Annotated in this window: 15 protein-coding genes; 9 read left to right on the forward strand and 6 right to left on the reverse strand. The window is 66.8% G+C overall.

Translation table 11 applies throughout. The features are described from left to right. Positions 1-104: 104 nt before the first annotated feature. Entirely contained in the window at positions 105-524 is a 420-nt protein-coding gene (locus PWS46_RS09190) for a bacteriohemerythrin (RefSeq protein WP_434614068.1), read from the reverse strand. A 216-nt stretch (positions 525-740) separates the two neighbouring features. Next, on the reverse strand, positions 741-3122 hold the full coding sequence (gene ligA, locus PWS46_RS09195) for an NAD-dependent DNA ligase LigA (protein WP_434614071.1): 2382 nt from the start codon (positions 3120-3122) through the stop codon (positions 741-743). A gap of 164 nt (positions 3123-3286) precedes the next feature. Here ligA and PWS46_RS09200 point away from each other — a divergent pair, with 164 nt between their 5' ends. Further along, on the forward strand, positions 3287-3823 hold the full coding sequence (locus PWS46_RS09200) for a hypothetical protein (RefSeq protein WP_434614074.1): 537 nt from the start codon (positions 3287-3289) through the stop codon (positions 3821-3823). Positions 3824-3855: 32 nt separating this feature from the next. Here PWS46_RS09200 and guaB read toward each other — a convergent pair whose 3' ends face one another. The 4 genes from guaB to PWS46_RS09220 form a co-directional block, all read right to left on the reverse strand. Beyond that, positions 3856-5334: an IMP dehydrogenase gene (guaB, locus tag PWS46_RS09205; RefSeq protein WP_434614077.1), complete on the reverse strand. Its 1479-nt coding sequence runs from the start codon at positions 5332-5334 to the stop codon at positions 3856-3858. A gap of 107 nt (positions 5335-5441) precedes the next feature. Then, a complete protein-coding gene (locus PWS46_RS09210; RefSeq protein WP_434614080.1) occupies positions 5442-6149 on the reverse strand; it encodes an RlmE family RNA methyltransferase in 708 nt (235 codons plus the stop codon). Positions 6150-6233: 84 nt separating this feature from the next. Further along, positions 6234-7244, reverse strand: coding sequence for a Ppx/GppA phosphatase family protein (locus PWS46_RS09215; RefSeq protein WP_434614083.1), 1011 nt, complete (start codon positions 7242-7244; stop codon positions 6234-6236). A 145-nt stretch (positions 7245-7389) separates the two neighbouring features. Continuing rightward, positions 7390-8613: an ABC transporter substrate-binding protein gene (locus PWS46_RS09220; RefSeq protein WP_434614086.1), complete on the reverse strand. Its 1224-nt coding sequence runs from the start codon at positions 8611-8613 to the stop codon at positions 7390-7392. Positions 8614-9153: 540 nt separating this feature from the next. Here PWS46_RS09220 and PWS46_RS09225 point away from each other — a divergent pair. From PWS46_RS09225 to PWS46_RS09260, 8 genes are all read left to right on the forward strand, one after another. Next, positions 9154-10500, forward strand: a complete 1347-nt coding sequence (locus tag PWS46_RS09225) for an ABC1 kinase family protein (RefSeq protein WP_434614089.1) — start codon at positions 9154-9156, stop codon at positions 10498-10500. A 242-nt stretch (positions 10501-10742) separates the two neighbouring features. Further along, positions 10743-12464, forward strand: a complete 1722-nt coding sequence (locus PWS46_RS09230) for a methyl-accepting chemotaxis protein (protein WP_434614092.1) — start codon at positions 10743-10745, stop codon at positions 12462-12464. Between the two features lie 106 nt (positions 12465-12570). Next, entirely contained in the window at positions 12571-13599 is a 1029-nt protein-coding gene (queA, locus tag PWS46_RS09235; protein ID WP_434614095.1) for a tRNA preQ1(34) S-adenosylmethionine ribosyltransferase-isomerase QueA, read from the forward strand. After that, entirely contained in the window at positions 13596-14810 is a 1215-nt protein-coding gene (tgt, locus tag PWS46_RS09240; protein ID WP_434614097.1) for a tRNA guanosine(34) transglycosylase Tgt, read from the forward strand. The genes queA and tgt overlap by 4 nt, the downstream gene beginning before the upstream one ends. Continuing rightward, positions 14803-15267, forward strand: a complete 465-nt coding sequence (queF, locus tag PWS46_RS09245; RefSeq protein ID WP_434614100.1) for a preQ(1) synthase — start codon at positions 14803-14805, stop codon at positions 15265-15267. Before tgt ends, queF begins: the two co-directional genes overlap by 8 nt. Continuing rightward, positions 15254-16339 carry a tRNA epoxyqueuosine(34) reductase QueG gene (queG, locus tag PWS46_RS09250; RefSeq protein WP_434614103.1) on the forward strand — a complete coding sequence of 362 codons (1086 nt, stop codon included), beginning with the start codon at positions 15254-15256 and terminating at the stop codon, positions 16337-16339. The genes queF and queG overlap by 14 nt, the downstream gene beginning before the upstream one ends. An 84-nt stretch (positions 16340-16423) precedes the next feature. Then, positions 16424-16750 (forward strand): hypothetical protein, encoded by a 327-nt coding sequence (locus PWS46_RS09255; protein ID WP_434614106.1) that lies wholly within the window; start codon positions 16424-16426, stop codon positions 16748-16750. A gap of 64 nt (positions 16751-16814) precedes the next feature. Beyond that, on the forward strand, positions 16815-17942 hold the full coding sequence (locus PWS46_RS09260; protein WP_434619955.1) for a GNAT family N-acetyltransferase: 1128 nt from the start codon (positions 16815-16817) through the stop codon (positions 17940-17942). Positions 17943-18036: the final 94 nt, after the last annotated feature.

Raw genomic sequence — 18036 nt, forward strand, 5'->3', positions numbered from 1 at the left:
CGCAATTCGGGGCAGTCTACCGTTTTCTCAGTTATTTCAGTATTTTAGACAATTTTCTTTACATTGCGTTTCAAGGGATAAGCGGGGGGGGGCTCCACTCTCCCCTACTCCGCCACCGCGAGTTCCGCGCCGTTACCGGCATATTCGCCGAAGCGGGTGTCCTCCTTCAGGATGTGCTTGCCCAGCCAGTCGGAGCAGAACAGGAACACCTCCTCGCCGCTGATCCGGCCGCCGTTGGCGCGGAAATCGTCGCGGTAGCTTTCGACTTGCCGGGTCAGCCGGTCGTGCAGGGCCTTGTGTGCGGCGAAGGTCGGATAGTTCAGCCGCTCCATCTGCGCCTCCTCCTCCGCGAAATGATGGCGCGTGTAGGCGATCAGTTCGTTGAGGATGGCTTCGATGAGGGCGGGGTCCTGACGGTTGGCCTCGTCATACAGCTTGTTGACGATGCCGATCAGGACGCGGTGATCCTCGTCCAACGCATCGTTGCCCACGCTCATCCAGCGCGACCACTGAATTGGCTCCATGGCGTTTCCTTCGTCCCCCGACTGATTGGCGCCGGGCAGGCGGGTGCGGGCGTTGACCGCCCGTCGGTGCCGTCCTCCGCTGGAGGGTCGGACCGCCTGTCCGGCTTGGTTTCGCTTTTCCTATAAGCGTTGTCTGATTTCACTCCCACCGCCCCCGTCCGTCAATCCGACCGAACGGAGATGCGACATTTTGACGAATGCGGGCGCCGTTACCGGTCAGCCGCCGATCCTGGCCAGCCATTCGTCCTCGGTCAGGATTTCGACACCCAGCTCCTTGGCCTTGGCCGCCTTGCTGCCGGCGTCGGCCCCGGCGACCAGATAGTCGGTCTTGCCGGAGACGGAGCCCGCCACCTTGGCACCCAGCGACTCGGCACGCGCCTTCGCCTCCGACCGGGTCATCCGCTCCAGCGTCCCTGTGAAGACCACGGTCTTTCCGGCGATGGGGGAGTTGCTGGCCTTCGGCACCTCGGCCTCCAGCACGTTCAACCGCTCCATAAGGCCGTGGACGATGACGAGGTTGCGCTCCTCCGCGAAGAATCCGGCCAGCTCCTCCGCCGCGACCTCGCCGACATCGGGGGTGGCAACCAGATCGAGCCAGGGCTGACCCGGCGCCTGACCGGCCGCGCGCTCCATCACCGCCCGCCACTCGGCCAACGTACCGTAGCGATCGGCCAGCGCCTGAGCCGCCGGCTTCTTGACCCCCTTGATCCCCAGCGAGGCGATGATGGTTTCCAGCCGCAGCGCGTCGTTGCCGGCCCCGTCTTTGCCGGCATAGAAGTCCAGCTTCGCCCCGCACTCCGGATCGGCGAACCAGCCGACAATGGCGTCGGCGGTGGCGCGGCCGACGCCCTTCAACTCGTGCAGGTCGCGCCAGTCCTGGCCGGGCATCGCCCGTTCCGCCGCCTGCATGCCCTCGACCCAGCCCTGCATGGTCTTGTACTGGCGGGCCAGCGACTTGGCCGTCACCTCGCCGACATGGCGGATGCCGAGCGCGTAGATCACCCGGTGCAGGTCGATGCCGTCGCGGCGCTGCTGGATGGCCTTGAACAGGTTCTGGACCGACTTCTCCTTCCAGCCCGGCCGGCCGATCAGTTCGACACGGCCCTCAAGGGTAAAGATGTCGACCGGCGACTTGATGAAGCCCTCGTCCCAGAACTCCTCGATGATCTTCTCGCCCAGCCCTTCGATGTCGAAGGCGTCGCGCGAGACGAAATGACGGAGGCGTTCCTTCGCCTGGGCGGCACAGATCAGGCCGCCGGTGCAGCGGCGCACCACCTCCCCGGCCTCGCGGATGGCAAGGCTGCCGCAGACCGGACAGGTCTCCGGCGCGACATAGGGGACGGAGTCGGCGGGGCGCTGCGACAGCACCACCTCCACCACCTGCGGGATGACGTCGCCGGCGCGCTGGACCACCACGAGGTCGCCGACGCGGATGTCCTTGCGGGCGATCTCGTCCTCATTGTGCAGGGTGGCGCGGCTGACCACGACGCCGCCGACGGTGATGTCCTCCAGTTCGGCGACGGGGGTCAGGGCGCCGGTGCGGCCGACCTGGATGGTGATGGCCTTCAACCGGGTCTGCGCCTGTTCGGCCGGGAACTTGTGCGCGATTGCCCAGCGCGGCGCCCGGCTGACGAAGCCGAGCCGCTGCTGAAGCTCCAGGCTGTCGACCTTGTAGACGACGCCGTCGATGTCGAAGGGAAGGCCGGCACGCCGCCGGCCGATCCCCTCGTAATAGGCCAGCAGCTTCTCCTTGCCGTCGCACAGCTCCGCCGGGCGGTTCAGTTGGAAGCCCCAGCCCTTCAGCCGCTCGCGGATGCCCCATTGGGTCTCGGCAATCGGCTCGGACACCTCGCCCAGCGCATATCCGAAGAAGCAGAGCGGCCGGGACGCGGTGATGGAGGGATCGAGCTGGCGCAGGCTGCCGGCCGCCGCGTTGCGGGGGTTGGCGAACAGTTGATCGCCCTTCTCCGCGCGGGCGGCGTTCATCGCCAGGAAGTCGTCGCGGCTCATATAGACCTCGCCGCGGACCTCCAGCACCTCGGGGAAGGGCGTCGGCAGGCGGTGCGGCACATCGCGGATGGTGCGGACATTGGCGGTGACGTTCTCGCCCTCCGCCCCATCACCGCGGGTGGCGGCCAGCACCAGCTCGCCCTTCTCGTAGCGGAGCGAGCAGGACAGGCCGTCGATCTTCGGTTCCGCCACGAAGGTCAGCGGCGCATCGTCAGTCAGGCCGAGGAAGCGGCGGACACGGGCGTCGAACTCCGCCACGTCCTCGGGCGCGAAGGCGTTGCCCAGCGACAGCATCGGGATGGCGTGACGAACCTTGCCGAAGCCGGCGGCCGGTGCGGCGCCGACGCGCAGGCTGGGCGAATCGGCACGGCGCAGGTCGGGGAAGCGCGCCTCGATGGCAAGGTTGCGGCGGACCAGCGCGTCATAGTCGGCGTCGGAGATCTCCGGCTGGTCCTGCTGGTGATAGAGCCGGTCATGGTGGGCGATCTCGGCAGCCAGCGCCGCCAGATCCGCCGCAGCCTGTTCCGGCGTCAGGGCATCGACGGCGATGCTGCGGGGATCGGGCGGCGTGTCGAACAGGTCCTGCATGGTGCGTCTCGTGCCGAATCGGGGGCTTCCGGAGAAGGGCCGCGCAGGATAGCGCCTGAGAACCGGTTTCGGGAGTCTGTCGGGGGCGGGCGGCCGCATCTCGGCGACGACCGGGCCAAGTCCCTATATACTGACGGGCACACCCTTCGGAGTCCGCTGGCCTGATGAGCAAAGCCTATCTACCGGACCTGCGCATCGACGACCGCATGATCGTCGCTGCCGCGCTGGACCGCATCCTCTACGACGATCCCGACCATTTCGCGGCCGAGGACGCGCGCACCGTGCGCCGGCTGATCCCGCACAGCCGCTCCGCATGGCTGCGGCTGGGCTTCCGCGCCGAGCGGCAGGGACCGTCGATGAAGGGCGAGGCCGCCGGGATCGGCGACGTGCGGATGGAGGGCGACAAGAAGGTGGTGGAGGGCAGCGTCGGCGAATCGGCGACCTGGCGCTGCGGCCAGTACAAGATCACCAACCACGGCAGCGACCTGGAAATCTGGCAGGTGATGAGCGACGAATACGCGCCCGAGCCAAAAGGCGCCCGGCTGGAGTTCGACGAGAAGGGCGAGCCGGAACGGCTGACCTTCTTCCAGCCGCGGGACATCGAATTGCGGATTCCCTTCACCAGCCTCGCCGTCGGCGTGCGGCTGGGCGGCTGGCAGCCCTGGAAGCTGGTGGCGGAGGGGAGTGTCGTCGCCGGGTGATTTCCGGCGACGACATTCTCAGAAAAGCACCATTACCCCTGCCGGTAGTTCGGCGACTCGTTGGTGATGGTGATGTCGTGGACATGGCTCTCGCGCAGGCCCGCGTTGGTGATGCGGACGAACTGGCACTTCTCGCGCATCTCGGCGATGGAGGCGCTGCCGGTGTAGCCCATGGCCGCGCGCAGGCCGCCGACCAGCTGGTGGATGACCGCCGACACTGGGCCCTTGTAGGGAACGCGGCCTTCGACGCCTTCCGGCACCAGCTTCATGGTCGAAACCTCCTGCTGGAAGTAACGATCCGCCGAACCGCGCGCCATGGCGCCGACCGAGCCCATGCCGCGATAGCTCTTGTAGGAGCGGCCCTGGAACAGGATGACCTCGCCCGGGCTCTCGTCGGTGCCGGCGAACAGGCTGCCCAGCATGGCGACGCTGGCGCCGCCGGCGATGGCCTTGGCCAGATCGCCCGAATACTTGATGCCGCCGTCAGCGATCACCGGGATGCCGTGCTTCTCGCACTCCTCCACCACATCCATCACCGCGGTCAGCTGCGGCACGCCGACACCGGCGATGATGCGGGTGGTGCAGATGGAGCCCGGACCGATGCCGACCTTGACGGCGTCCGCACCGGCGTCGATCAGCGCCCTGGCCGCTTCGGCGGTGGCGACGTTGCCGGCGATAACCTGGGTATAGCCGGACATGGCACGGGCGGCGCGGACCTGCTCCAGCACCTTGGCGGAGTGGCCGTGCGCGGTGTCGACCACCAGCACGTCGACGCCGGCGTCGAACAGAGCCTCCGCACGGGCCAGACCGTCATTGCCGGTGCCGGTGGCGGCGGCGACGCGCAGGCGGCCCTTGCCGTCCTTGCAGGCGTTCGGATAGGCCTGCGCCTTCTCGATGTCCTTGACGGTGACGAGGCCGATGCAGCGGTAATCCTCGTCGACGACCAGCAGCTTTTCGATGCGGTGCTGGTGGAGCAGGCGCTTGCCTTCCTCCTGGCTGACGCCCTCGCGGACGGTCACCAGCTCCTTGGTCATCAGTTCGCTGACCGGCTGCTTGGGATCGGTGGCGAAGCGGACGTCGCGGTTGGTCAGCATGCCGACCAGCTTGCCGCTGCCGAGCTGATCGCGGCTCTCCACCACCGGGATGCCGGAGATGCGGTAGTCGGCCATCAGCTGCAGCGCGTCGGCCAGCGTGGCGTTCGGCGTGATGGTGATCGGGTTGACGACCATGCCCGACTCGAACCGCTTGACCTTGCGGACCTCTTCGGCCTGCTGCTCGATGGTCAGGTTGCGGTGGACGACGCCGATGCCGCCGGCCTGAGCCATGGCGATGGCGAGACGGCTCTCGGTCACCGTGTCCATCGCCGAGGACATCAGCGGGATGCCCAGCTCGATGGTCTTCGTCAATCTTGTCCGGGTGTCCACGTCGTTCGGCAGGACCGAGCTTTCGGCCGGAACCAGCAGCACGTCGTCGAAGGTCAGGGCTTCGCGGATTTTGGTGTCGCGCGCCATGTGTGAATCTCCCGGAAGATAAACGTGGCGCACTTATACACAAGACCATGGGCTTGTGAACCCGTGCGCACACAGCATCTGTTATGCAAGTGCGAAAAACGGCGTACTTAGTCGTTGGCGTTGCCGCCGCGGAACCCGGTGGCGACGACGTAGGTCTCCGAAGATTCGGCGCGGCTGGCCGGCGGCTTGGCGTGCTTGACCACGGCGAAGTCGCGCCGCAGCCGGTCGAGCAGCGAGCGCTCCGCCCCGCCCTGGAACAGCTTGGCGACGAAGGCGCCGCCGGGGGCCAGCACCTCCTCCGCGAAATCGTAAGCCGCCTCGGCCAGCCCCATGATGCGCAGGTGGTCAGTCTGCTGGTGGCCGGTGGTGGGGGCGGCCATGTCGCTCAGCACCAGATCGGCCGGGCCGCCCAGTGCTTCCTTCAGCGCCTCGGCGGCGCCTTCCTCCAGGAAGTCGGCCTGCATGGTGGTGGCGCCGGGGACCGGGTCCATCGGCAGGATGTCCAGCCCGACCACCTTCCAGCCGTCCTTGGCGGTCTGCACCCTCTCCACCGCGATCTGCGTCCAGCCGCCGGGGGCGGCGCCCAGATCGACCACGCGCTTGCCGGGGCCGAGCAGACGGAACTTCTCGTCCAGTTGCAGCAGCTTGAAGGCTGCGCGCGAACGATAGCCGCGCTTGGTCGCCTCGGCCACATAGGGATCGTTCAGGTGGCGCTCCAGCCAGCGCTTGGAGGATTCCGTGCGCTTGCCGGCGGTCTTCACACGGACCGTGGCACGGCGCCCGCCCGGGCGCGTCGACGGAGTCTTTTCGGTCATGATCGCTGCAGTTCCTCGGTCATCCGGCGCAGGCGGGGAGCCTTTCCCCTCCTGTCCGATCATACATCCGGTATCGTTACCGGTTCATTCGCCGGCGGCACCGATCAGGTCCACCAGAATCCCTTCACGCAGGCCGCGGTCGGCGATCCGCAGCCGTTCCACCGGCCAGACGTCGCACAGCGCATCCAGGACGGCGCAGCCGGCGACCACCAGATCGGCGCGGTCCTGGCCGATGCAGGGATGGCGGGCGCGGCCGTCGAAATCCTGGGCGACCAGATGGTCGATCACCGCGCGGGCATGGTCCACCCGCAGATAGCTGCCGTCCACCGCCCGCCGGTCATAGCGGCACAGCCCCAGATGAACACCGGCCAGCGTCGTCACCGTGCCGGAGGTGCCCAGCATCTGCACCTTGCCGGCGGCGACGCGGCTCTGGATGCGGTTGCGCGCCTCGAAGGGCGCAATGGCGTCGGCCACCGCCTCCACCATCTGGGTGTAGTTGGCACGGGTGACGTTGGGGCCGCCATATTCCTCGGTCAGGCCGATGACGCCGCAGCGGATGGAGGTCTGGTCGAGCAGGCGCGGCGCCCTGCCCTTCTCCACCTGCAGCCACATCAGCTCGGTGGAGCCGCCGCCGATGTCGAAGACGATGGCATAGGGATGGGTCGGCTCCAGCAGCGCGGCACAGCCGGCCAGCGCCAGACGCCCTTCCTCCTGGCTGGAGATGATCTCGAGCGGGATGCCGGTCTCGCGCTCCACCGCCTCGACGAAGGCCGCGCCGTTGGCGGCGCGGCGGCAGGCCTCGGTCCCGACGGCGCGCACGGCGGTGCAGCCGCGACGCTCGATCTTGGAGCCGCAGACGCGAAGCGCCGCGATGGTTCGCTCCATCGCGGGTTCCGACAGATGGTCGTTGCGGCTCAGCCCCTCGCCCAGGCGGACGATGCGGGAAAAGGCGTCGATGACGCGGAAGCCGCCCGGCGCCGATTTGGCGATCAGCAGGCGGCAATTGTTGGTGCCAAGGTCCAGCGCGGCGAAGACCGGGCGCACCAGCGCCGACGAACGCAACCGTCCGGTGTCGTTCTGCCGCTCGCTTTGCACCTGTAGATCCACGTACTGTCCCCGCCGTGACTAAAGAGCGGAGTGTAACCCGGATCGCAGTCCGGCGGGAACCCTTCTCGACTCGGATTCCGCCGGCGGCGACCCGCAGGTCACATCTGCGCCAATCACTTGGCTTTCACAAACCTCACTTGGCCTTCACGAAGGGACAGGCGCTGGACTCAATCGGCAGGAAGGCTTCTGATGCCGGGATGCTACGGACTTGGCGGTAATAGTCCCACGGCGCCTTGCTCTCCGCCGGGGCCTTCACCTGGTACAGCTCGAGGTCGTACAGCACGCGGCCGTCTTTGCGGATGCTGCCAGGGGTGCCGAAATAGTCGGTCGGCATCGCCTTCATCGCGGCGGTGACCGCCTCGGCATCTGTCGTGCCCGCCGCCTTGACGCCCTTCAGCCAATGCAGGGTGGCGAGGTAGGTGTTGGCCTGCTCCTTGGTCGGCATCTTGCCGTGCCGGTCGAAGAAGCGCTTCGCCCAGGCCCGGGTCTGGTCGTTCTTGTCCCAATAGAAGCCGCTGGTGACATACAGCCCCTTTGCGAGGTCGAGACCCAGCGAGTGGATGTCGGTGATGAAGACGATGTAGCCGACCAGCCGCTGCCCCGATTCGGTCAGGCCGAACTCGCCCGCCTGCTTGATCGTGCCGATGGTCTCCGCGCCAACGTTGGCGAGCGCCACCACCTTGGCGCCGCTGCCCTGGGCGCTGAGCAGGTAGGACCCGAAATCGCTGGTGCCCATCGGGTGGCGCACGCCGCCGACCACGGTGCCGCCGGCCTGTTTGATCGCCTCGGTCGCCGCCTTCTCCATCGCCGAGCCGAAGGCGAAGTCGGCGGTGATGAAGTACCAGCTGGTGCCGCCCGACTGCACCACCGCCTTGGTCGTGCCGACCGCCAGCGACGCGGTGTCGTCGGCCCAATGGATGCTGTAGGGCGAACATTGGGCGTTGGTCAGCTCGGTGGTCGTCGCGGCGCTGATCATCAGCACCTTCTTCTTCTCGCGCGCGACCGCCTGCACCGCCAGCGCGACGGAGGAGACCGGGATGTCGGTCACCATGTCGACGCCTTCGCGGTCGAACCAGCTGCGCACGATGTTGGACGCCACGTCCGGCTTGTTTTGCATGTCGGCGGACAGCACCTCCACCGGCCGGCCGAGCACGCTGCCGCCGAAATCCTCCACCGCCATTCGGGTGGCGAGCACGGCGCCCTTGCCGCCGATGTCCGATGCGAAGCCCGCCTCATCCGCCAGCACGCCGATGCGCACCGGTTGGGCGGTCTGGGCATTTGCGGAAAGCGCCACAGCCGACAACGCGGTCGTGGCGAGCAGCGTCGCCAATGCAAAGGGCTTCAGCAACCGACCCATGCAATCCTCCCCATCCTTGGTCTCGTGTGGCGGGTGCGCGTCAGCCTGCGACGCCCTGCCGCACCATTCATCCCCGTGGATAGCGGGATTTAATTTCATACGCAAACAGTATCGTCTGAAACCTATTCATCTGAAGATTTCGCGCAAAACAAAAGCCCTCGCTCCGAGGTCGGGCGAGGGCTTTCGCATCGGGCATCAACGGCCCAAATGGTGTCGCCAATCAGGCGAAATAAAACTGAGCGATTTCGGCCGAATGGTTCGGCAATATCACGTAAGCGCCGGTGGAGTCATGATCTTACTCACCCTCCCTGGTATCGGTCTCTACTGTTCCGCCCAAGCCATCTGCTTGAACGGTAAGGCGTTTCCGATGCTCGCTCACTTCACCTCGATGTCGATTACTGTAAGACAGAGCCTGCTCCCCTTTCACAGAGCTGTCAAGAAAATCGCATGCTGCGTCGCAGCGTTGTTTCGAGGCGCCGATCGCCTGTCCAATCGGGGGAGGGCTGGCCTTTTCACGGCACCGAACCCACCTTGTGGGGCATGCCGGAACACGATGAGAACACATGGGGCGGACGGGTCGCGCGGTACGCGCGGGTCGGCACCGCCGTTGGCGGGCTGGCAGCGCGGCTGGCGGGCGAGCGCGTGCTGGGGATCCGCGTGGAGCGGGAACGCCACGCGGCCGAACTGCGGGCGGCGCTCGGCGGGCTGAAAGGGCCGTTGATGAAGGTGGCGCAGATCCTGTCCACCATCCCCGATGCCCTGCCGAAGGAATACACCCAGGAACTGGCGCAGCTGCAGGCCGACGCGCCGTCGATGGGCTGGCCCTTCGTCAAGCGGCGGATGGCGACCGAGCTTGGTCCAAATTGGCAGTCGCGCTTCCGCAGCTTCGAACACACCGCCGCCGCCGCCGCGTCGCTGGGACAGGTCCATAAGGCCATCGGCCTGGATGGGCGGGAGCTTGCCTGCAAGCTGCAATATCCCGACATGGCCTCGGCGGTGGAGGCCGACCTGCGGCAGCTGGGGTTGATCTTCGCGATCTTCGAGCGCACCGACAGCGCCATCTCCACCCGCCAGATCCAGAAGGAGATCGGCGCCCGCCTGCGTGAGGAGCTGGATTACGAACGCGAGGCCAGGCACACCCGCCTGTATCAATCCATGTTGGCCGGCACGCCCGGCGTCCATGTGCCGGACGTGGTGCCGGAGCTGTCGAGCAAGCGGCTGCTGACCATGGGCTGGGTGCATGGCCGCAAGATCCTGGAGTTCGTCGCCGAGCATCCGGAGGCGCGCGACGAATTGGCGATGAACATGTTCCGGGCGTGGTACGTGCCCTTCTACAATTACGGGGTCATCCACGGCGACCCGCATCTGGGCAACTACACGGTTCGGCCCGACCGCGCGATCAACCTGCTGGATTTCGGCTGCATCCGCGTCTTCAAGCCCAGCTTCGTCAAGGGCGTGATCGACCTCTACAACGCGCTGCGCACCGAGAACCGCGAGCAGGCGGTGGAGGCCTACCGCACCTGGGGCTTCGTCAACCCGTCGAACGAACTGGTCGACGTGCTGAACATCTGGGCGCGCTTCGTCTATGCCCCGATCATGGAGGACCGCCAGCGCAAAATCGAGGAGACCAACGGCGGCCATTACGGCCGCGAGACGGCCGGCAAGGTCCACGCCGAGCTGCGCCGGGTCGGCGGCGTCGAGATCCCGCGCGAGTTCGTCTTCATGGACCGCGCCGCGGTGGGGCTGGGCTCGGTCTTCCTGCATCTGAAGGCGGAGTTGAACTGGTACCAGATGTTCCAGGGGCTGATCCGCGACTTCGACGTGGATGCGCTGGCGGCGCGGCAGGCGGACGCTCTCGCCGCACAAGGATTGCCTCCCCCCGACTAAGGGACACTCCTGATATGGCCCCTTGTATCGCTCCCCCTTTGAATGCTCGGTCAATATAAAAGCCAACCGTCCACGAAATCTTCCAACGGACCCTCAGGATCTTTGTGGCTTTTTGTTTGAATGCGAACGCAATTGCTCGACAGTGCGGTCATTGGTCGCATATTCAAAATCCAGGTGCCTGACAGCGGGTCGATCGAATTTCCGCACTGTCCGGCCTGATCCAAAGCAGGGGATATGTCCGGATGTCGATCAGGCGCAAACTGTCGATGGCAATGGCGTTGATCGCGGCCATTCTGGTGTTCTCGATGGCGGCAACCTGGATGACGGTGAGCGAGGAGCGCGGCGCGCTGGAGACCGTCGAAGCCGCATCGGCCCGCGTGACGGAAAAGAGCCTGGAACTGGTCAAATCGATCAAGGAGATCCAGATCCATGTCATCCAGGTGCAACAATGGCTGACCGACATATCGGCAACCCGTGGTCAGGACGGCCTGGATGACGGCCCCGCCAAGGCGGCGGAACATGCTGAGGGCTTCAAGGCGGAAATCGCACGCGCCGCCGCGCTCGCCTCTGCCTTGGGACTGTCCGATGTGCAGGAGGCGTTGCGCGAGACATCAGGGGCGTTCGCTCCTTACTACGACACCGGCAAACGGATGGCCGATGCATTCATCGCCGAGGGTCCGTCTGGCGGCAATCGCCTGATGGGCGACTTCGACAAGACGGCAGAGGCCATAACCGAACGCCTGGACGCCCTGGTCGACAAAACCGATGCGGCGACGGTCGAGGAGATCGCCAAGCTGAACCGGTCGATCGACCATGTGCGGGCGGATGCCGACACGCTTATCACGATCGTGATTGCCGGCAGCATGATCGGGCTGATCGCCTGTCTGGGCACGGCCATCATGATCGCGCGCGGCGTCACCCGCCCGCTGTCGGCCATGACCGAAGCGATGCACCGGCTGGCCGACGGCGACACCGCCGTGAACGTGCCCGCCGAAGGCCGCCCGGACGAGATCGGAGCCATGGCATCGGCCCTGGTCGTGTTCAAAGGCAATGCCATTGAAAAGCGCCGGCTGGAGGAGGAACAGCGCCACGCCGACATTCGGGCGGAGGAGGAGCGTGTGCGCACCATGCGGCAACTCGCCGACCGGCTGGAACAGGGCATTGGCGGCGTCCTGCGCACCGTGACCGGAGAGGCGCGGGTCCTGCTGCAGGCGGCGAAGACGATGACCGACACCGCCGACCAGACCAACATCCGCTCCGAAGCGGTCGCCGCCGCGACCGAGCAGACCTCCGCCAGCGTCGAGACGGTGGCCGCGGCGGCGGAGGAACTGTCCGCCTCGGTCGGGGAGATCGGCCGGCAGGTATCCCAGTCGACCGGCATCGCCGAAGAGGCGGTGGAGCGCGCGCGTCACGCCAATGCCAAGGTGGATGGGCTGGCCGCCGCGGCCCGTCAGGTCGGCGACGTGGTCCAGCTCATCAACTCCATCGCCTCGCAGACCAATCTTCTGGCGCTGAACGCCACCATCGAGGCCGCGCGGGCCGGAGAGGCCGGCAAGGGATTTGCCGTGGTGGCCAGCGAGGTGAAGAATCTCGCCAACCAGACGGCCAAGGCAACGGAGGAGATCTCCGCCCAGATCGCCGCGATCCAGGCCGCGACAGGCGAAGCGGTGTCCGACATCCAGGGCATCACGCGCGTCATCGAATCGATGAACGAGATCGCAACCGGCATCGCCGGGGCGGTTTCGCAGCAGGCCTCCGCAACCGGGGAAATCGCCCGCAACGCACAGCAGGCGTCCACCGGCACCCGCGACGTGAACCACAACATCACCGGCGTGTCGGCCGCCGCGGTGGAAACCGGCACCGCCGCCAAGAATGTGCTGAACGCCTCCACCATCCTGTCGGAGGAAGCGGTGGCGCTGGAACGCCAGCTCGCCGATTTCCTGACCCAGCTGCGTGCCGCCTGAGGCCTCCGGATCGGGATGGGGGAAACGGGAAGGGATCCCGGCAAGCCTGCGTCCCGTTCCTGTCCCTTCCCAATAAAACCGGTTCAGTCTATAGCTTGCCCCTCCCATGAAGACCGCCGATTTCGACTTCGACCTGCCGCCCGACCGGATCGCCGAGCATCCCGTCCGGCCGCGTGACGCCGCCCGCCTGCTGGAGGTTGGCCCGACCTTGCGCGACTTCATCGTGCGGGACCTGCCGACGCTGCTGCAGCCGGGCGACCTGATGGTCGTCAACGACACCCGCGTCATCCCCGCCCGGCTCGACGGCCGGCGCGGCGAGGTGGCGGTGGAGATCACGCTGCACAAGCGGCTGGGCGAGCGGGAATGGGCGACCTTCTCCAAGCCCGGCAAGCGGCTGAAGCCCGGCGACACCATCGTCATAGCGGATGACTTCAGCGCCGAGGTGATCGCCAAGGACGGGATGGAGGTGCGGCTGCGCTTCTCCGCCGGCGGGGCGGAGCTGATGGAGGCGCTGCACCGCCATGGCCGGATGCCGCTGCCGCCCTATATCCGCCGCAAGTCCGACGAGGGCGACAACGCCGATTACCAGACCGTCTTCGCCGCCCGCGAGGGCGCCGTCGCCGCCCCCACCGCCGGCCTGCACTTCACGCCCGAACTTCTGGCCGCGCTGGACGAACGCGGGGTGCGACGGGTGCCGGTGACGCTGCATGTCGGCGCCGGCACCTTCCTGCCGGTGAAGGTCGACGACATCGCCGACCACAAGATGCACAGCGAGTGGGGCGAGATCTCAGCCGAGACCGCCGCTGCGGTGAACGAGACGCGCAAGGCCGGCGGCCGGATCGTCTCGGTCGGCACCACGGCGCTGCGCATCCTGGAGACGGCAGGGCGCGAGGACGGGACGCTGGTCCCCTTCAGCGGCGACACCGACATCTTCATCACCCCCGGCTACCGTTTCCGCATCGTCGATCTGCTGTGGACCAACTTCCACCTGCCGAAATCGACCCTGTTCATGCTGGTCTGCGCCTTCGCCGGCTATGACCGCATGCGGGCGGCCTATGGGCACGCCATCGACACCAACTATCGCTTCTTCAGCTACGGCGACGCCTCGCTGCTGCACAGGACGGACCCATCATGACCGGCATCGGCTTTGACCTTCTGGCGACCGACGGGCGGGCGCGGCGCGGCCGCGTCACCACCGCCCACGGCACCATCGAGACGCCGGCCTTCATGCCGGTCGGAACCGCGGCGACGGTGAAGGCGATGACCACCGACGCGGTCGCCTCGACCGGGGCGGAGATCCTGCTCGGCAACACCTATCACCTGATGCTGCGCCCGACGGCGGAGCGGGTGGCGCAGCTGGGCGGCCTGCACCGCTTCATGAACTGGGACAAGCCGATCCTGACCGACAGCGGCGGCTTCCAGGTGATGAGCCTGTCCGACCTGCGCACCATGTCGGAGGAGGGCGTCACCTTCAAATCCCATCTGGACGGCAGCCGCCATCACCTGACGCCGGAACGCTCCATCCAGATCCAGCACATGCTGGACAGCAACATCACCATGTGCCTGGACGAGTGCACGCCATTCCCGGCGACCGAGGCGCAGGCGGAATCCTCCATGCGCCTGTCGATGCGCTGGGCGCGTCGCAGCAAGGACGCATTCGTCGAGCGGCCGGGCTACGGCCTGTTCGGCATCGTCCAGGGCAGCGTCTATCCCGAATTGCGGGCCGAGAGCGTCGCCGCCCTGAGCGACATCGGCTTCGACGGCTACGCCATCGGCGGGCTGGCGGTCGGCGAGGGCCAGGAGACGATGTTCCGGGTGCTCGACTTCACCGAACCGCTGATGGTCAAGGACCGCCCGCGCTACCTGATGGGCGTCGGCCGGCCGAGCGATCTGATCGGCGCGGTGCGGCGCGGCGTCGACATGTTCGACTGCGTGATGCCGACCCGCTCGGGCCGCACCGGCCAAGCCTTCGTCCGCCGCGGCACCATCAACATCCGCAACGCCCGCCATGCCCACGACGAGCGTCCGCTCGACGCCGAGTGCACCTGCCCCGCTTGCCGCAGCTACAGCCGGGGCTATCTGCATCATCTGTTCAAGGCGGACGAGATGCTGGGTCCGATGCTGCTGACCTGGCACAACCTGCATTACTACCAGGACGTGATGCGGACGATGCGGCAGGCCATCGAGGCCGGCAATTTCGAGGAGGTCGCAAGTGCGATGGAAGCCCGCATGAACGAAGGCGACATCGAAGCGACCGTGGACCCCATCGCCAAGCCCGGCAAGCCGCCGAAGCAAGGCCGCCCGCCCAAAGCCGAGCGGGTGGCGGAGGAAAAGACCGATGAGTGAGAACATCTATGCCGGCCTGACCCAGCTCGGCGGCTCCACCGTCCAACCGAAGACGCCGGAAGAGGCGGTGCTGGAGCGGGTGCCGAATCCGAACCCCGGCGATCTCTACTGCGTGCGCTTCACCGCGCCGGAGTTCACCTCGCTCTGCCCGATCACAGGCCAGCCGGACTTCGCCCATCTGATGATCGATTACGTGCCGGGCGACTGGCTGGTCGAATCCAAGTCGCTCAAGCTGTTCCTGACCAGTTTCCGCAACCACGGCGCCTTCCACGAGGCCTGCACGGTCGGCATCGGCAAGCGGCTGGTGGACGAGCTGTCGCCGGTGTGGCTGCGCATCGGCGGCTACTGGTATCCCCGCGGCGGCATTCCCATCGACGTGTTCTTCCAGACCGGAGAGCCGCCGAAGGGCGTCTGGATCCCGTCGCAGGACGTTCCGACCTACCGTGGCCGCGGCTAAGACCGGCACCTTGCCCTCCGACCCGGCGCGGCTGCGGGAGTCCATCCGCGACCGTGCGCTGGCAGTGGGATTCGACGCGGTGGGCTTCGCCCCCGCCGCGCTGGGTCCGGAGGCGCGCGAGCGCCTTGCCCGCTTCGTCGCCGAGGGACGGCACGGCGACATGGGATGGATGGCCGAGCGCAGCGACCAGCGCAGCCATCCGCAGTCCCTGTGGGACGAGGCGCGCACCGTCATCGCGCTGGGCACCAGCTACGCCCCCCATGACGACCCGCGCCGGCTGGCGGAGCACCCTGACCGCGGCATCGTCTCCGTCTATGCCCGCAACCGCGACTATCACGACCTGATCAAGGGGCGGCTGAAGACTCTGGCGCAATGGCTGGCCCACCAGACCAAGGCTGGGGTGAAGGTGTTCGTCGACACCGCGCCGGTGATGGAAAAGCCGCTGGCGGCGCAGGCCGGGCTGGGATGGCAGGGCAAGCACACCAATCTGGTGTCGCGCGACCATGGCTCCTGGCTGTTTTTGGGCGAGATCTATACGACGCTGGATCTGCCGCCCGATCCGCCGGCCCGCGACCGTTGCGGCTCCTGCGACCGCTGCCAGACCGCCTGCCCGACCGCCGCCTTTCCGGCGCCCTACCAGATCGACGCCCGGCGCTGCATCAGCTACCTGACCATCGAGCACAAGGGGCCGATCCCCGACGACCTCAAGCCGCTGATGGGCAACCGCATCTATGGCTGCGACGATTGTCTGGCCGCCTGTCCCTGGAACAAGTTCGCCCGCGCAACGGTCGAGCCCGCCTTCCTGCCGCGCGCCGAACTGACCGCGCCGAGACTGGCCGATCTGGCCCAACTGGACGATGCCGGATTCCGGCAGGTGTTCAGCGGCTCCCCCATCAAGCGCATCGGCCGCGACCGCTTCGTCCGCAACGTGCTGGTCGCCATCGGCAACAGCGGCGATCCGGCGCTGCGCCCGGTCGCCGAAGCTCTACGCGAGGACGGCAGCGACGTTGTGCGCGAGGCGGCCGGATGGGCGGCAACCAGGTTGAGAAGCGCGACAAATGCACACGTTTGAGTGACATTTCTTCCGCACGGCGGCACTCTCCGCTTACCTTGTCGCCGCCCGCGCTGTTGCGCTATCATTCCTGCGGAGGCGTGCATGTCGAACAATGCCGAAGTTCTAAACGCGATTCTGGACCTGAAAACCCACTTCGACGGGAAGTTTGAGCGGGTGGAACAGCGCCTTGACCGTGTAGAGCAACGTCTCGACAGGGTGGAACAGCGTCTCGACAGGGTGGAGCAGCAGCTTGATGGCGTCGACCAGCGCCTTGACGGCATAGACCACCGCCTCAAAGATCTTCAGGTCACAGTCCACAATCAGGGCGAACGCATCAGCCGGATGGAAGGCCGCCTGGACGAGCAATCGCGGATCCTTGCCGCGCTGATCCCGACCCGCGTCGCCGCGGTCCCGCCCGCCGCCGAATGAGCGGAGGACGGCCGTCTACCTCCCCGCTCCACATCACGGGTACGGCCCGGCCCATCCCAACGAACTGAGCGCCGTCGCACGTCTCGCTCGGCTCGGATTCGGGCTTTCCCGCGATCTGTTCGACCGCTATGCCGGGCTGTTCGGCATCGACAGCATCCGCGTCCTGAGAGTTCCACGGGGCTCGGGCACCATACTGGCTGCCTGTGCCGCGCACTGGATGATGGACCAGTGGTTCGGCGGGCGCCCGGTTCCGGTGCAGGCCATCGCCATGGTGGCGGTCGACCCGGCCCTGCGTGGCGCCGGCCATGGCAGTGCGCTGATGCGGGCCCTGATGATGGAGGGGCGGAATGCCGGGGCGGCGCTGTCGGTCCTCTGCCCGGCAACCCTTCCCTTCTATCAGCGACTCGGCTTCGGCCGCGGCGGTGTCACATGCCGCTGGAGCGCTCCGCCGCTGGCCTTCGCACGGGCCGGAGCGACCGCGACTTCCCTTTTGCCCGCGGATCCGCTCGATGCCGTGCCGCTGGCGATGCTCCGCCGGCCGATGCTGGCGGAAAGGAACGGCCTGCCGGAACGGACGGAGGCGCTGTGGACGCTCGCCCTCTGCCCCGATGGCGAACCGGCCGACCTCTTCAGTAATGACGACGGCTATATCGCAGTGACACCGCCTCAGGACGGGCGTCTGGCCGTCGCGGATGCCTGCCTGCCCTCGCCGCGGGCGCTGGAGCCGGCCATGGCCCTGCTGGCCGGTTTCCGCGCCCAGGTCGACTGGGTGACTTGGCGCGGCGGTCCCGACGACACGCTGGCGCTGATGGCCGGTGACGGCGTGACGCTGGACCTGCGCGAGGAGTGGCTGGCTCGCTCACTGAATATTACCTTGGCGCTGAAGGCGCGCGGCTATCCGGCCGGCTTGGTGGAATCTGCCACTTTTGAGATAAAAGATAATTTAATCCACGATAGTTGCGGGAAATATCACCTTGAGGTTGCTCAATCCAGGGGCAACATCTCCGAAACAGAGCAAGTCATTGACCCGCCGATCCGCCTGGGCGTCTCCGCCTTCGCCAGTCTGTTCACAGGGCATGCAAGCGCTCGTTCATTGTGGAGAGCCGGTTTGCTTCATGGTGAAGAAAAGATGATCGACCGTTTGCACCGCATATTTTGCGGCGCACCCTCGTGGATGCCCGACCGCTTCTGAAATAAGTGGGTTCCCTGACCTGAATCAAACCGGACGTTAACCGAGCTGTGGTTCAATCGTCCCAATGATCGGGAGAAAAGGATCGCCGCACAGG

Source organism: Azospirillum sp. B2RO_4 (assembly GCF_051124815.1).
GTDB lineage: Bacteria > Pseudomonadota > Alphaproteobacteria > Azospirillales > Azospirillaceae > Azospirillum.

Bases quoted from the DNA above. Each gene is read 5' to 3' on its own strand.
- PWS46_RS09220 (WP_434614086.1), bottom strand. From the start codon at position 8,613: ATGGGTCGGTTGCTGAAGCCCTTTGCATTGGCGACGCTGCTCGCCACG.
- guaB (WP_434614077.1), bottom strand. From the start codon at position 5,334: ATGGCGCGCGACACCAAAATCCGCGAAGCCCTGACCTTCGACGACGTG.
- ligA (WP_434614071.1), bottom strand. From the start codon at position 3,122: ATGCAGGACCTGTTCGACACGCCGCCCGATCCCCGCAGCATCGCCGTC.
- PWS46_RS09255 (WP_434614106.1), top strand. From the start codon at position 16,424: ATGTCGAACAATGCCGAAGTTCTAAACGCGATTCTGGACCTGAAAACC.
- PWS46_RS09210 (WP_434614080.1), bottom strand. From the start codon at position 6,149: ATGACCGAAAAGACTCCGTCGACGCGCCCGGGCGGGCGCCGTGCCACG.
- PWS46_RS09200 (WP_434614074.1), top strand. From the start codon at position 3,287: ATGAGCAAAGCCTATCTACCGGACCTGCGCATCGACGACCGCATGATC.
- PWS46_RS09190 (WP_434614068.1), bottom strand. From the start codon at position 524: ATGGAGCCAATTCAGTGGTCGCGCTGGATGAGCGTGGGCAACGATGCG.
- PWS46_RS09225 (WP_434614089.1), top strand. From the start codon at position 9,154: ATGCCGGAACACGATGAGAACACATGGGGCGGACGGGTCGCGCGGTAC.
- queA (WP_434614095.1), top strand. From the start codon at position 12,571: ATGAAGACCGCCGATTTCGACTTCGACCTGCCGCCCGACCGGATCGCC.
- queF (WP_434614100.1), top strand. From the start codon at position 14,803: ATGAGTGAGAACATCTATGCCGGCCTGACCCAGCTCGGCGGCTCCACC.
- PWS46_RS09230 (WP_434614092.1), top strand. From the start codon at position 10,743: ATGTCGATCAGGCGCAAACTGTCGATGGCAATGGCGTTGATCGCGGCC.
- tgt (WP_434614097.1), top strand. From the start codon at position 13,596: ATGACCGGCATCGGCTTTGACCTTCTGGCGACCGACGGGCGGGCGCGG.